This window comes from Dyella halodurans, from assembly GCF_026283925.1.
GTDB lineage: Bacteria > Pseudomonadota > Gammaproteobacteria > Xanthomonadales > Rhodanobacteraceae > Dyella > Dyella halodurans.
On the sequence record NZ_JAPDPF010000003.1, the window covers coordinates 453,098 to 468,253 of the forward strand.

At 62.7% G+C, this 15,156-nt stretch carries 12 protein-coding genes; 4 read left to right on the forward strand and 8 right to left on the reverse strand.

The features are described from left to right. Positions 1 to 375: 375 nt before the first annotated feature. From OUZ49_RS08750 to OUZ49_RS08765, 4 genes are all read right to left on the reverse strand, one after another. Positions 376 to 1,371: an aldo/keto reductase gene (locus OUZ49_RS08750; RefSeq protein ID WP_266149963.1), complete on the reverse strand. Its 996-nt coding sequence runs from the start codon at positions 1,369 to 1,371 to the stop codon at positions 376 to 378. 232 nt (positions 1,372 to 1,603) lie between these two features. Next, a complete protein-coding gene (locus tag OUZ49_RS08755) occupies positions 1,604 to 2,506 on the reverse strand; it encodes an alpha/beta fold hydrolase (protein WP_266149964.1) in 903 nt (300 codons plus the stop codon). A 451-nt stretch (positions 2,507 to 2,957) separates the two neighbouring features. Continuing rightward, positions 2,958 to 3,401 (reverse strand): hypothetical protein, encoded by a 444-nt coding sequence (locus tag OUZ49_RS08760; protein WP_266149965.1) that lies wholly within the window; start codon positions 3,399 to 3,401, stop codon positions 2,958 to 2,960. A 96-nt stretch (positions 3,402 to 3,497) separates the two neighbouring features. Continuing rightward, complete coding sequence (locus OUZ49_RS08765; RefSeq protein ID WP_266149966.1) at positions 3,498 to 3,764, reverse strand: hypothetical protein; 267 nt, start codon at positions 3,762 to 3,764, stop codon at positions 3,498 to 3,500. A gap of 445 nt (positions 3,765 to 4,209) precedes the next feature. Here OUZ49_RS08765 and OUZ49_RS08770 point away from each other — a divergent pair, with 445 nt between their 5' ends. Continuing rightward, a complete protein-coding gene (locus OUZ49_RS08770) occupies positions 4,210 to 5,499 on the forward strand; it encodes a family 8 glycosyl hydrolase (protein ID WP_266149967.1) in 1,290 nt (429 codons plus the stop codon). A 73-nt stretch (positions 5,500 to 5,572) separates the two neighbouring features. On the opposite strand, the gene OUZ49_RS08775 is transcribed toward OUZ49_RS08770, so the two are convergent. Then, complete coding sequence (locus OUZ49_RS08775) at positions 5,573 to 7,942, reverse strand: ABC transporter permease (protein ID WP_266149968.1); 2,370 nt, start codon at positions 7,940 to 7,942, stop codon at positions 5,573 to 5,575. After that, complete coding sequence (locus OUZ49_RS08780; protein ID WP_266149969.1) at positions 7,935 to 8,660, reverse strand: ABC transporter ATP-binding protein; 726 nt, start codon at positions 8,658 to 8,660, stop codon at positions 7,935 to 7,937. Before OUZ49_RS08780 ends, OUZ49_RS08775 begins: the two co-directional genes overlap by 8 nt. Positions 8,661 to 8,826: 166 nt before the next feature. Here OUZ49_RS08780 and OUZ49_RS08785 point away from each other — a divergent pair, with 166 nt between their 5' ends. The 3 genes from OUZ49_RS08785 to OUZ49_RS08795 are packed head-to-tail and all read left to right on the forward strand — an operon-like array spanning position 8,827 to position 11,229. Then, on the forward strand, positions 8,827 to 9,414 hold the full coding sequence (locus OUZ49_RS08785; RefSeq protein ID WP_266149970.1) for a hypothetical protein: 588 nt from the start codon (positions 8,827 to 8,829) through the stop codon (positions 9,412 to 9,414). A 5-nt stretch (positions 9,415 to 9,419) separates the two neighbouring features. After that, positions 9,420 to 10,487 (forward strand): sensor histidine kinase, encoded by a 1,068-nt coding sequence (locus OUZ49_RS08790; RefSeq protein WP_266149971.1) that lies wholly within the window; start codon positions 9,420 to 9,422, stop codon positions 10,485 to 10,487. After that, entirely contained in the window at positions 10,480 to 11,229 is a 750-nt protein-coding gene (locus OUZ49_RS08795) for a LytR/AlgR family response regulator transcription factor (protein WP_266149972.1), read from the forward strand. Before OUZ49_RS08790 ends, OUZ49_RS08795 begins: the two co-directional genes overlap by 8 nt. Before the next feature lie 40 nt (positions 11,230 to 11,269). Here the strand turns inward: OUZ49_RS08795 and OUZ49_RS08800 are convergent, their stop codons facing one another. Together OUZ49_RS08800 and OUZ49_RS08805 are read right to left on the reverse strand one after the other, a co-directional pair. Continuing rightward, on the reverse strand, positions 11,270 to 12,793 hold the full coding sequence (locus OUZ49_RS08800) for a glycosyltransferase family 39 protein (RefSeq protein WP_266149973.1): 1,524 nt from the start codon (positions 12,791 to 12,793) through the stop codon (positions 11,270 to 11,272). A 333-nt stretch (positions 12,794 to 13,126) separates the two neighbouring features. Beyond that, on the reverse strand, positions 13,127 to 14,884 hold the full coding sequence (locus OUZ49_RS08805) for a retroviral-like aspartic protease family protein (protein WP_266149974.1): 1,758 nt from the start codon (positions 14,882 to 14,884) through the stop codon (positions 13,127 to 13,129). Positions 14,885 to 15,156 lie beyond the last annotated feature (272 nt).

Genomic DNA, 15,156 nt, shown 5'->3' on the forward strand with positions numbered 1-15,156 from the left:
GGAAAGGCATCGAGCCACTGGGCCCGATTAACGCCCCCGAATGATACGCCCCATCGCACTTCATGTCCCCGCGGGCACGCACTGGCGCTGAAGTAACTCCACGATTCTCCGGCATCCGCGGAGCCCTCTGTCGTCGCATCAGCCTCTTGCGAGAGGTTGGACATGGGCCGGTAGCAGGTAACCCAGGCTAACAATCAAGCCGACGGCGCCACACTCCCACAGGAGATGGTCGTGGAACGGGTTCCAGTGGCGAGGGTTGAGAAAACCGAAGCATCCCTTGGGTGTCGTCCCAATACGGAAGCGCGGCAGGATCTTCCCGGCTAACCCCGACCTAAGTTAAGTCGGGGCGCCGCCCTTCCTGTGCTCCGAAATGCTTTACCAGCGCTGGTGAACATGAGGCGCTATATGGCGCTCATAGACGTCGCGGACGTGTTGCATGGCCTCATGGGACAGTGGCGCAAGGCTTGCAGCAGCGACGTTTGACGTCGCCTGGGCCGCGCTTTTACTACCAGGAATGATGACGGAGACCGCGTCCTCCATAAGAATCCAGCGTAGCGCGAGTTGCGCCATGGAAGCGTCCACCGGCACAAGGCCGCGCAGCTCGTCGACCGCTTTCAAGGCGATCTCATACGGCACGCCGGAGAACGTCTCACCGACGTCGAACGCCTCGCCGTGGCGATTGAAGGCGCGATGGTCGTCCGACGGAAACACCGAATCCGCCGACATCTTGCCCGTCAGCATGCCGCTCGCGAGTGGCACGCGCGCAATCACCGCAACGTTCCTCTCTCGCGCCTGCTTGAAGAACAGCTCGGCAGGGCGCTGGCGGAACATGTTGTAGATGATCTGCACGGAAACCACATGGGGATATTCGATCGCCTTCAGTGCCTCCTCGACCTTTTCGACCGAAACGCCGTAGTAGCGAATCTTGCCAGCGGCGACAAACTCGTCCATCGCCTCGAACACCTCGGGGCGGTAATAGACCTCCGTCGGCGGGCAGTGCAATTGCACCAGGTCGAGCGTATCGACGCCCAGGTTCAAGAGGCTGCGGTCGATGAAACCTGCGAGCTCGTGCTTGTTCGTATAGCCGCTCGTCACATGCGGATCGAGCCGGCGACCGAGCTTGGTGGCCACGATCGGACGCTCGCCACCACGTTGCCGCAACACGTCGCGGATGATGCGTTCCGATCGGCCATCGCCATAGACGTCTGCCGTGTCGATGAACGTAACACCGCTATCGAGCGCGGCATTCAGCGCAGCCTTGGCGTCGTCCTCGGCGACACTGCCCCACGCGCCGCCGATTGCCCATGCCCCAAAGCCGATTTCCGACACATGCCAGCCGGTACGACCAAAAGTCCTCTTCGAAAGCGTCATCTAAGTGCTCGTCCTGTGTAGTGCGTAGTTCTTCATTGGTGCGAATTTTGCCGACTATTTGGGTCGCCCGCGACCGCCATCGACAAAATTCGCCAGCCTGGCGTCCGTGATCCGGCGAAATGGCAGACCACAACTACGCCTGCTCCATCGGCGTACCGGCAGTGAGGCACCCTCTGAACAGACCACTCGATGGCGATGCGCACGATCCTGCGCCGCTTCAGGTGACCGTATGTCAGGCGATGCGCTGGCGGAATGCCAGATACGCAGCCAATACGGCATCGGGCGCTTCGATTTGAGGGTAATGGCCAACGTTTTCCAACAGCGTCACATCGGGCTGGGGAATCAACTCCTCATAGCGCGCCGCCATGTGCTGGCCGGATACGGGATCAGCCGTGCCATTGATGAGCTTGAGCGGAATCCGGGCATGCTGCATGGCGCCCACCCAGCGTTCGCGATGCTCACGACGTTCGATGATGTAACGAATCAGCCTGGGCGCGACGGCAAGGCCGTTGTTATGCGTCATCAGGTTCCAGAACGCATCGATCAGTGCCTGATCCGGTTGCGTCGCCGGCCCAAAGATCTTGCGCATGCTTTGAGCCACGGTTGCACGCGTTGTCATTCGGGCGACCAGGGGACCGAGCGGAGAAAGCAACAGCTTCTGGACGGGCACCGGTCGGTGGGTCTCCGGGAACAAGCCACCGTTCAAGAACGCGGCACTGCGTAGCCTGGGGCCACGGCCAGACTCTTGCTGGCGGGCCAAAAGTTCCTGCGCCACGCTGTCGCCATAGTCATGGGCCAGTAAGTGGTACTTCTCCACGCCTTCGTTGGCCAGGAACGATGCAACGAGGGTCGCCTGATCCATCAATGAGTACGCATAGCCTGCGGGCTTCGCCGAGAAGCCAAAGCCGATCATGTCCAGCGTGTAGACCCGAAAACGACGCGCCAGGCTCGACCACAGCGCCTCCCAATCCCAGGAGGCGGTGGGAAAGCCGTGAATCAACACGAGTGGCTCAGCCCCAGGGGCTCCGGCAACGCGCACGAAGATGGCATGCCCTCGATAGTCCATCGTGCGCCCGGCTTCGGCCCATTCGGCGAGCGACACGCGGCTACGTGAATCAGCGCTACCTTCGTGCATGACAGGAGACCTCTGGCTCGATTTGCACGCCGCTTCCCGCTATCGGTTGTCACGCCACGCGTGTTGAATATACGACGCTCTTCAGGCTCGCCCTAAGAACCACGACGAAAACCCTCTTCGCAGGGTCACGGTTTGCGAGCACATTGCCCGGTAATGGGCCGGCCATGGAGAAGCGGCAAGGCGTGTAGCGATGACAGTAAAGTCTTCATTTCGCCTCCCCCATACGAACTCACCCATCACCACAACCCAAAGTGTGGGTGCGCGGATTTCGGGGACAGCTGACTACGGTTACGGCAGCGCCTGAACGCGCCCATCGTGCCGCCAGCGCGCCGGCGTGGACAAGGCCCGCTCCTGCTCGCAAGCGGACCTTCCAAGCCTGCCAACGCGCCCCGACCGCCAGTGCAGGCGAGGCCGGAGTGGCCTTCAAGACCGACTCGATCGACCTAGCCTCTCAGTTGTGAGACGGCAACACCGTGAATCGGTTGCACAAGAAGGTGTTTCCTGAAGCGTCTTTCGTCTTGGCGTAGGTACTTTCGCGTAGCGTCAGAACTTCGCCCTGAACGCATCGCTGATCCTCATGGAGCAGGTCGGCAAAACTACCCGTACGCGGCGGCGTATCGCCCTCGGCCCGCTTCTCTTCCCCGTAGCCGATCCAATAACTGACCCAGTCAGCAGGCTTCTGCGCGGCGTTTGTGGCCGACTTTCCGGCGGCGAAACCCAAGTCGTAGCTGGCACGATCGATGGGTTTGAACTGCAGCGCATCCGCCGGCAATGCGTTCTTCTGGGGGTCCGGATTTCTGTCCGGACGCACGCTCGAACTGTAGCTTCGCTGCACGATGAAACCTACGACGATGATGATCCCGACCGTAGCCAATACCAAGCCTTTCGATTTCATGGCGTCCACCCTCTTTGTTGGAAGACCGATTCGAATCGACGAGTGTGTTGTTGCGTAAACCAGACATCTGTCCACGTTGGGCTGTGGACGATGCGGCTAAGTCCAGGAGACGTCGACGACGTCGACCTCCATTCCCGGTACCAGGGCAACCTCGTCGATCGCCTCGGTATGGATGACTGCCTCTGCATCGGGGGTTTGAAGGCCTTGCGCGATTTCCGGCCAATGCTGCGTGGCGAGATCGATGGCCTTCGAGAGTGCCGAGCCCGAGTCGCCAGCTGAGACGACGCCGTAGAGCTCGAAGCTGGCCGCTCCTTCGGGACGCAGGAATCCCTGCCCGACGGCCAAGACTGACCAAAGCGCCATATGCCCCCCTTTGTCCCCCGTACGCCCGCCAAGAAAGCAGACGTCGTCTAGAATCCCCGTGCGTAGTATGGCAACTCTTCAAGCCCGCGCAGCCCAATGGCCGTCCATTTCCGTCTAGGAATTTTGGAAGTGGCGTGGGGCAGAGGCTGCCACTGAGGCTTCGGGACATCGTTGGAATCGGGGTCCGCCCTCACCCCATGCTTCTCCGGGGGTAGCCGGGTAGGCCGTCCAGACGGCCTTTCGCTCGGTGTGCATGACCCTACCCAAGGCGAGTTCGACCGGTCGCCGCCGGCCGCCCCCATCCATCGGACAGGCCACACCAGCGAAGGCTGAATCGATCTACTACTATCAGCAACAAAGCCGACCCGTCCCCGACGCGGCCCGACCAAGACTCATTAGCCACCTCGAAACCCGAGGCGGTTCACCATCCCCCAAGTCCGAACCTATGCCCAAGTCTGCTTCGATCCTCTGTGTCTTCCTGCTAGCCACTTCCTTGGGTTCGCTGGCTCAGGCCAGCCCGGGGCCTGCGACCACGCCGGCCGGCGCTGTCGCTTCCGGCCATTACCCGGACCTGTTTGCCGAAGCTGGTCACGCCCGCCCTGACGTGGAAGCAAAGATTCAGGCAGCCTTCCAGCAACTGTTCCACGGCGATCCAGCCACGCAGGCGATCTACTACGAGACAGGCAGTAACGCCGATGGGCCGCTGGCCTACATCCACGACGTCAACAATGACGATGTGCGCTCGGAGGGCATCTCGTACGGAATGATGATTGCGGTGCAACTGGACCGCAAACGCGAGTTCGACGCGCTCTGGAACTGGGCCATGACCCACATGTACCAGCGCGATCCATCACATCCGGCGTACGGCTATTTTGCTTGGTCGATGCGGACGGACGGCGTGGCCAATGACCCGATGCCCGCGCCCGATGGCGAGGAGTACCTGATCACCGCGCTGTACTTCGCCGCCGAGCGCTGGGGTAACGGCCAGGGCATCTACGACTACCGCGCCCAGGCCGATCGCCTGCTCCGCAACGTACTGCACCGCGAGGCGATCACCGGCCAGACCATCCACGGTCAAATGACGGCACTCAGCCTGTTCGATCCCAAGACCAAGATGGTGCGCTTCACCCCGGACGCCGTGAACGCGGCGCACACCGATGCGTCCTATCACTTGCCGGCCTTCTATGAGGTATGGGCGCGGGTTGGGCCGCAGGCCGACCGGGCGTTCTGGCACCAGGCTGCGCAGGTCAGCCGCGACTATCTGGCCACCACCGCGCACCCCAAGACCGCGCTTACTCCCGATTACGGCAACTTCGACGGCACGCCGTGGGCGGCGCCATGGCGGCCGGATTCCGCGGACTTCCGTTACGACGCCTGGCGCAGCGCCATGAACTGGTCGGTGGATGGGTCGTGGTGGGCACGTGACCACCGCGAAGTCGAAATGAGCAACCGCCTGCAGGCCTTCTTCGATGCGCAAGGCATGGACGCGTATCAGAGCCTGTACAAGCTGGACGGCACGCTGTTGGGCGGCGGCCGCGTCACCGGCCTGATCGCCACCAACGCCGTCGCGAGCCTGATTGCCACCAATCCACGCAGGCTCGCCTTCGTCCAAAGCCTGTGGGATAGCCCGGTACCCAATGGACCGCAGCGCTACTACAACGGCATGCTTTATCTGATGGCCCTGCTCCATTGCAGCGGCGATTTCCGCGCCTGGCTGCCCCACGCATCGCCCTGAGTCGCGTATATCGACACGGGTTCCAGCCAGGCCCGTGGATAGACGGACGCTGGCCGATCGCGGTGAGCATGGGTCACTCGTACTGCAGCGCCTTCACGACCGACATTCGCCTGGCCTGCTGTGCTGGCCAGGCGCAGGCGACGACTGAGACGATCGAGACAAGGACCAGCCAACGCATGACACCGACCGGTTCGGGCGTCAGCGAGGCAGGCACGGGGAACATGACCTTGGCGAAGCTTCGTGACATCGCCACGCTGATGGGCACGGACAGCGGCAGCGATACCAGCCAGCCAAGCAATGCCATTGTCAGCCCCTCCAACTGCACCATGCCGAGGATGGTGCGGCCGCGCGCACCCATGGCCCGCAATACGCCGATCTCACGCTGACGTTCCAGCACGGTCACACTCATGGTGGCTGCCAGGCCCATACCGCCGACCACAATCATCACCCAGCCCATGACGCCGAGAAAGCTCACCACCATCTGCAAGTGATCCTCGATGCCTTGCCGCTCTTCGCTGAGCAAATGGCTGCTGGCAACTGTCAGCCCCTGGTTGTCGAAGGCATCGCGCAAGCGCCGAATGAGGTCGAGTTGACCATCGCGGTCGCGGGCGACGCTCCTGACCCGCAGCACTGAGGCGAGGTCCCGACCGCGCCAGGCGGCGAATCCGGACCGGGAGACGTACGCCACCGGCTCGGGCCCGCTGTCCATGATGCCGACGACCCGCAAAGAAGCAGGCCGACCATCGATGGTCAGCTGTATGGGCTGTCCGACCGTCAGTCCCGGGTCGCTTCTCAGCAAACCGCTGCCGATCACGACGTCGTTGGCATCGTCATCGCGCAACCAGCGGCCGCTGCGCATCGCTGGCGTCAGGAGACGGCTGCTCCGCGGGACCGCCAGGAGGGCAAACATGTTACCCACCGTGCCATCGGTGCGTGCCAGGCCGACGCTGGCGCCACCCCAGGCCTCGGCCAAGGCGACGCCAGGCACCGCGTTCGCGGTCGCGATCAAGCGACTGGCCGGTTGCGGCTCGAGCAGGCGTAGCGTGACATCGTGATGTTGATTGACGAAGAGCAGATCCGCCGACTGCTCCACCGCCGTGCGCAGATTGCTTGCGCCGATGAACACGGAACCGGCGGTCGCCAGCGCCGCCAAGGTCAGCATGCAACGCTGACGCTGGCGAAAAGCGTTATGCAACGAGAGCAGTTGTGGACGCGCGAGAGGCACACCCTGCAGCCAATGACGTGCGCGCATGACGGCGGGGCCGTGGGACAGCGCCTGCTCGCGCAGCGCCGCTACCACGGACTCACGGCAGGCTCGAGCGACCGGCACGGCAGCGGCCAGCACGGGCAGCACGATGCCGACAGCGGCTTGTGCGGCGAAAGCCCATAGAGGGATGGCATAGCGCTCGACCGGGAAGTTCAACAGCTCGCCCTGGAAGCCGCCATAGCGTCGCCCCAGCCAGGCGGCCACCGGCAGCGCGATGGCCGCCGCAAGCAAGCCCAAGGCACCTGCCAAGGCCAGCACTTGCGTGGCCAGTTGTCGCTCACTGGCGCCAAGCGCCTTCATGATGCCGAGCTCGCGCCGCTGGCCTGCGAGCATGGCCGACATCAGGTTGACGATCAGGCAAGCGCAGACGAGCAGGGTCAGGACTCCGAAGCCTCCTTGCGTGAGCATCAACGTATCCATCTGGGCGGCATGCATATGCCGACCCGGTACGGGCACGTCGATGGCGCCGGCGCGACGTCCTTCCGCTTCTGCCAGCGCCTTGATGCGCCACGCCAATTGCCGCACGCCCTGCTGGCTGGGGTGCGGCTCGGACACCGTGATCTGCAGCTCATCGAACCCGGATGGCACGCCCAGCCGGGTCAAGGTGTCCGGGGTGGTAAAGCCATACACGAGATGATCCATCCAGCCGGGCGCCACCGAGACGTCGCGCACGATGCCGCCTACGCGCAGCGTGATGGGCGGCTGGCCCGCCACGGCCACCGGGAGTGCCATGCCCACCGTCGCGCCGGAATAATCCAGCGACGATCGCTCGATGATGATCTCGCCGTGACGCGGTGGCCACCCGCCTTGCGCGTCCTGCAGTCGCCCGATATCGGGCCGGGCCACATCGTCGAGCGCGTGAAGCACGATCGTTTTGTGCTCTCCTGGCCCTTGCGTGGTCACCACCACGGTCCGTCGCAGCCGGGCGGCCGCTACACCGGGCATCTGGCGGACGCGCGCCAGGAATGCATCATCCAGCGGCGTGATCTGCAGCGTCGCCGCGACCGGATGGCTCGCGACATAGCTGGCTTGAGTAGTCACACGCACCAGGGCCCACGCATCGAGTATCGCCCCGGCCCCCATAAGCCCCAACGCTACCGCGAGTACCACGAGCAAGGTGCGCGCGCGATGCCCCCAGACATCCCGCAGCGTTTTGCGCCAGCGCGTATCAAACATGGCAGCGTTCTTCGCGCTGGATCACCCGGCCATCTTCCAGCGTCACGGTGCGGCCGGCTCGACGCAGCACCGACGGGTCGTGACTCACCATCACCAGGGTCTGTCCTTCGGCCACCAACTCGCCCAGCAAATCCAGCAAGGCCGATGCGTTGTGCGTATCCAGATTGCCGGTCGGCTCGTCCGCCAACAGCAAGGCCGGGGCGTTCGCCAGGGCGCGTGCCACGGCGACGCGCTGTTGCTGTCCACCGGACATGGTCGAAGGCAACTTGTCGGACTGCGGCAGCACGCCCAGTCGATCGAGCAGTGCTTGCGCGCGCTGGCGGCGCTCCTTGGCGGGCCAGCGTCCCGCCAGATCCATGGGCAGCATCACGTTCTCGAGCGCCGACAGGGTCGGCATGAGCTGGAAAAACTGAAACACGATACCGACCGAGCGCCCACGCCATTGCGCCAGGGCACGTTCGGATAGCGCCTGCAGCGCCTGGCCGTCGACCCACACTTCACCGGCGCTCGGCCGATCAAGCCCGCCCAGCAGATTGAGCACGGTCGATTTGCCACTGCCAGATTTGCCGGTGATGGCGACGAATTCCCCACCAAAGACTTGCAAGTCGACATCGGCGAGCGCGATGCACCTCGCGCTGCCCTCGGCGTAGGTCTTGTTGACGCCGCGAAGCCGGATCACAGGCTCGGGCGAAAGCGGTTGAGCTGTTGAACGGTACACGGGCGACTTCCGATGCGGCCTGACGATGTCGCTTAGCGTAAGCAGGTGCGCTGGACTGAAGACTCCCGTTCACCGGCCTGTTTCGGCGATTCGGCGAATCCCGATGCCTGGGGTCCGCGGCGCCATGGCAGTCTCGATGCGTACATTCCACCACCGAGGCCTCACCATGACTCCTTTCGTTCGCCGTGCATTCGCTGTTGCCTTGTCGTTGAGCTTCGCATCCGTCGTTGCCCAAGCCGTCGCCGCCGACGCCGGCATCCCGACCGCCAACGCACCCGAGTCCCACCAGTTCGATTTTCTGCTTGGCCAATGGCAAGTGAAGGGGGAAGTGAAAGTCGGTGGACTGATTGCCATGATTCACGGCACGCCAAAGCTGGCCGGCAGCTGGAAGGCCACGCGTGCCGTGGACGGCAAGGGCATCGAGGACGAACTCCAACTGACCGACCCCTCGGGCAACCCCCTATCTTCGGTACACTCCACGCGTATCTACTCCCGCGATGAAAACTGCTGGAAGATCACCGGGCTCGATGCCCGCGATGGCCACGCGCAACCATCGACGGGGCACTGGCAAGATGGAGAAATGGTGGTCATCGGCAGCGGCACGGACCACGATGGCTCGCACTATCGAAGCCGCACCCATTTCAACGCCATCACCCCAACGGGATTCCGCATGGTGCAGGACCGCTCATACGATGAGGGAAAGACGTGGGATACGGCTCACGTGACACTCAACGCCAGTCGCACGGGCAACTGACCGGTGTGACGAACGCACCATCGCCCTCACGCAACTGGTTCTGGCTGCAGCTGATCATCGGCTGGCTGCCGATGTGGGCCTTGTTCACCGTCCTGATCATCAACATGCACGAGGCGCCTTTCGCCGGGGCGGCACGGGTGGCGTTCCGCCTGATCGCCAGCGGCGCCATCGTGGGCCTGGGCGTGCGCGCGCTTGTTCAGCGCTGTCCCTGGCCCTACCCATTCCGTTGGCCCTTCTTGTTGATCCATGCAGTCGCTGCCCCGCTGTATGCCGTGCTGTGGATCGTGGTTTACAACCTGATCGAAAGCCTGGTTCGATGGCACCTGGTGTTCATGGTAGGGCCCGGCTTCGGCCGCTTCATGCTGACCGGCATCTGGCTCTATTTGATGATTGCAGCGGTGGGCTATGCCCAGCAGGCCGCCCAGCGCACCGCGCTGATCCAGGCAGCGACGGCGCGCGCGCAGCTCGCCGCCTTGCATGCGCAGTTGCATCCGCATTTCCTGTTCAATGCCCTGCACACCGTCGTGCAGTTGATCCCGCTCGACCCGGCCAAGGCCAGCCACGCGGCGGAACTCCTTGCCGAACTGCTGCGCTCCGCGCTGGACGAGCAACGCGATCAGATCACTCTGGCCGAGGAATGGCGCTTCGTCGAGCGCTATCTGGCCATCGAGCAGCTGCGCTTCGGCGATCGGCTACACGTTGCCACCACGCTGCCCACCGATCTGATGGGCGCCGCCCTGCCTTCGTTTGCGCTGCAGACGCTGGTGGAAAACGCCGTGCGGCACGGTGCCGCCCCCAAACTCGGTACGACCCATCTGCACATTCAAGCTTGTATCGAACACGGGCAACTGTGTCTTGTAGTCAGCGATGATGGTGTCGGCGCCGAACCCGCGGCCGTGATGCAGGGCGGGGGGACGGGATTACACCGCTTGCGCGAGCGGCTGACCTGCCTCTACGGCAGCCATGCCAGCTTGGCCATGCAAGCCTCGCCGGCAGGCGTGACTGCCACCCTGTCTTGGCCGGCGACTCGAGTCACGCACGCGTCCGTCAACGCGGCAAGCAACGATGACTGAGCGCAGCGCGGTCCCCACCCTGATCGTCGACGACGAGCCCCTGGCCCGCGCTGGCTTGCGGCATCTATTGCAGGAGATCGACTGGATTCGCTGCGTTGGCGAAGCCGCAGACGGTCCGGCAGCGATCGAGGCCATTCACCGGCTTCAGCCCGAGCTGGTTCTGCTGGATGTACAGATGCCGGGGTATTCGGGCATCGACGTGTTACGCCAGTTGCCGCTCCCTGCCCCACGCATCATTTTCACCACCGCGCATGCCGAGCACGCCGTTGCCGCTTTCGAACTTGGCGCGCTCGACTACCTGCTCAAACCCTTTGGGGCCACCCGCCTCGCCGCGGCCCTGGATCGGGTTCGTGCCTCGCTCGGCGAGCCGCTGCCACCAGCACTGGACCGGTACGGCGAAATGCTCGCCAACGGTCCCATGCAACGCCTTTTCGTGCGCAATGGACGCAGCATCCAGCCGGTGGCCGTGGCCGATATCCAATGGTTTGAAGCGGTCGGTGATTATGTCGTGGCCCATACCGCCAGTGGCGAGCATATCTTGCATCTTGCGCTGAGCCGCCTCGAGGCGCGACTGGATCCGCAGCGCTTCGCCCGCATTCACCGCGCACATCTCATCAACCTCGGCCACCTGGCCCGCTTCAGACGAGAGCTTGATGGCCGGCTGATGGCCGTTCTGCATAGTGGCGTCGAATTGCCGGTCAGCAAAAGCAAGGCGCACATCTTTCGCGAGCTGGCTCGTTAGTCACAACCACCCACCGCCACTGCGTAGTTTGCGCGCCAGCTCACCCAAACTCCGGCCCGCGCTTCCATAGCTCGCTCCATGGCTGGCGCGCGTGACCGCACACGAAGATATCGGGGTGATACCTGCTCTCTTCATTGAGCACGCCCAAAGCATTGGTCGTGTGGCCCGCAAGGCGGCAATCAGTGAAAAGCTCATTGGCGCGCTCGCGCGAATTTCCCAACACGATAAGCGTGGTAGGTGGCGTCTGCGGATAGCCGCGCAGCCAGCCGGAATTGATCGTGGTGATCGGCGTGGGCAGGTGATAGCGCTGGCCCAGTAAGGCGATGGCGCCGTACTCGCCATAGTTGCCCACGGCAATGCCAAGATGTGCCTGCTGCTCGGCGGGCAAGGCGTCACGAATAGCGGCCACTTGCGCGACGAGTTCGTTCCAGCCGATTTCCTCGCGGAGATCGCCGTTGTTTCGCAGCGCAAAGTCCCGCAACGGACCGCTGGTTGCGATGGGTACGATGCGAAGCGTCGCGTAGATGCCGACGGCGAAGACACCCGCAAATGCCAGTGTGGCGATGCTCACGCGCCATGTAGGACGCATGGTGCGCAACCAGCGCTCGCCTGCAACCGACCCCATGGCGAGTAGCATGGGATAACTGCCGCAGGTGTAATAGAAGCGCCCCTGCGCAAACAGGAACAGTAGCAGCGGCACCACATACATCCAGGCAAGCATGCGATAGCGGCGATCCTTGAAGTACGCGAACAACCCTGCCAGCCAGACTGGCACGGCGAACAGGTTGGCGTTCAACAGGAACTGATCGCGCAGGAAGCCGTCTGCCCGCCCCTGATGGACGTCGCGCGCATGGATGCCCTGCAGGAAGTGGTAGGAAATGAAGTCGTGCCGGATCAGCCAGACGAGGTTGGGGGAAAAGACAAGCAATGCGATGCCGCCACCGACCCAGAACCAGCCACTCGTGACATAGCGCCGTGCATCGGTGAGCAGCACCCCCACCAGCACGCCGGCAAGCGCGAATGCGATCGAATATTTGGTCTGCAAGCCAAGGCCCGCAAGTAGGCCGATCGCCACCCACCAGCGTGGCTCATCGTCACGCAACAGGCGAATCACGCACCAGGCGATCAGCACCCACCACAACAGGTCAAATGAGGAATACTGGAATTCCGTGGCCTGAAACAACGGCAACGGGGACAGCGCTACCGCAATGGCCGTGAAGGTCTGCGCCAGCCGCCCGCCCCCGAGGTCACGCGCCATGAGGCCACTGGCGAGAATCACCAGGACTTGGGCGAGCACCGAAAACACCCGCAGGCCAACCAGTGACAGCCCAAATATCTTGAGGCCCAGGCTTTCCAGGGCGGCAGTCAGGGGCGGGTACGGCACGAAACCCCAATCCAGATGCTGTGCATCGCTGAGGAATTGCCATTCGTCCCGGTGAAACCCGTACTGACCATTCGTCAACATGTGGGCTGCGCCGAAGAGCACGGCAATCACGAGCACCGGCATGACACCGCCTCGCCTGCCTGTCATGGCGCGCTGAACTGGGGTGCTGGTCGCAGTCATGCACGCATCCTCAAAACAGGTCGACGAATCGCCCGATGCCGATCCGGATGCCGGGCGGTAATCCTTGCACTTCCCCAAGATAGCCAATGACCGGGTGGGGTCGGAAGCCAACCTTTCCAACGCGCCATGTGACCGTCCGACCCACCCGTCCAGCACTGCCTAGTAGCCCACGACCTTGATGATTGTTCCCACAACCACAAGGACCATCCCCAGGTATACCAGTCGCTTTTGAATCACTTTATTAGGCATGCGTCTCCGTGAAATCCCGGCTTCATCGTCCTGTCTCTGTGCTCGTTTCCATCGCATTCGGTTTGGCGCGGAAGCGGGCGCACGTTACTGCGCCGACGCCGTCAAGCCAAACCTGGCGGCGCGTTCGTCGATGTGCGGATCGAGCGCACGCGCGGCTTTGAGGTCTGCATCACCGGCGTCCTGTCGGCCATCGCGAATTTCTGCCAAGCCAAGGCCATAGCGTGACCAGGCGGCATCGGGCGCTTTATCCAAAGCCTGCTTGTAGGCCTTGATAGACTCCGGATAGTGGCCCAACCGCCATTCCACCAGCCCGAGGCTCTGTAGGTAGTCCGGTTTTTTGCCATCGCGCCGAATCGCGTCGCGGCAATCACGTAATGCATCATCAAGCATCTGATTGGTGAGCCCGCGGGCCATGCAGCGCTCGCTTAGTACCTGACCAAGCATGGCATCGTCGTCATGCATGACAATCCAGCCATCGAGCAGAGGAAGTGCCGTCATGGGCTGATCAAGCTTGATGTAGAGGACTGCGACGGTCTGAGCCAGCATGGAGCCGGACGGCAGCATATTGCTCATGGCAGCCAAGTCCGATGCGGCGCCCACGCGGTCGTTGCCGGAAAGGCGAAGTTCGGCGCGCATGAGCCGTGCTTCGCCGGCTTTTGGATCGAGGCTTAGAGCCTGGCCGAGATCGGCGAGCGCGTCATCTGGGCGCTTGTCTGCTTCATGAACCCTTGCGCGGGCAACATAGTATGCGGATCTATGGGGCGACAGGAGTATGGCTTTATCCAGATCGGCCAGCGCAGCGCTTAGTTCCCCGCGCGATAGATGCGCCTGACCCGATAGGAAGTAGTCAGCGGCACTCTTTCGATTGCCATCGGTGTCGGCTGCTGCAGCGCCCATGTCGGTCGTACCGCTGTCCGCTGTCGAAGCGTAAGTGAACACGCGCCCGCCGTTATACGTGAAGTAGGCTTTTTTCTGGTCGTTTGCGATGTACACATGATGGGCGAGCAGGAAGTCCGCGCCAAGCAGCATGTCGGTGCCTTCGGCAATGCTACCGTCGATGACTTGCATCTCGGTGTTCTGGATAGTCTCCTGGCCAATCGAGAATGTATCGACGTTCATCGTCCACTCCTTGAGGGACTTACTGCCGACGCCGCCACCAACGGCTGCCTTACTCCCTGGCATGATGACCTTGATGCCGGCGCGCTCGGCGGAAGAACGACTGATGACGCTGCTTGGCGCCCCCGAATCCAGCAACGCGCGCAACCTCGCCCCGTTGATTGTCACGATCAAGAACGTTCGACGATCGAATTTGTTCTTGGATGGCTCGATATCGACGACGTTGTACTCCTTGGTCCAGTACGCCAGCGGCGTGTCGCCACACTGGAACTCGCTAAATAGCGCCACGCTACCGTGCGCGAGGTCGATATCCAGGTCAGCCTGATCGAGCAGATTGGCGCCAAGCAAAGCATGGCCTGCATCACTCCCGCCAACGATGAAAACGGCGTGCTTGATCGGCAAGCCAGGAATATCGATTCGATTCACGAACGCTTGCTGGACGTTCACATCGCCACCAATGCCCGTCATCTTGAAGCCCTTGGGCGCGGGAAAGGGGTCGAGTCCCAGCGATGCGGCGTTGGCGCTGGACATGAAGTTGAAAAAGGCTCCCGTGTCCAGAATAAAGCGGGTATTTAGTCCATTGATCTTAACCAGAGTGGTGGCGCGCGAGCCGATCATCTCCACGCGCATCGTGCCGAACTTGCTCAAATGGCAGTCAGTCGCCCATGCCTGGTCCGCGGTGAGAAGACTGGCGGCAAGGCAGAACAAGCGCAACATGTGCATCATGCGTTCCATAGTCCTGGTGGCCAAGCTTGTTCTCGGCCCCAAGCACACGACGGCAGTCTTCGTTGTCATCGAGCTGATTCCCCTTCGTTGAGTCGAAATCTGAGTCAGGCGGAATTTCAATGATTCAAAAGTGCATCTGACCCGGCCCTGTTCTGATTGGCGGTTCGCTAGTGTCCGTTCCGCGTCGCGGATTCATCCGGCGCATGCGACAGCTTGATGAAATCGCTGAACTGGCTGAATCAACCGACCAGTTCGTCCGCAAGCCTCGCCAG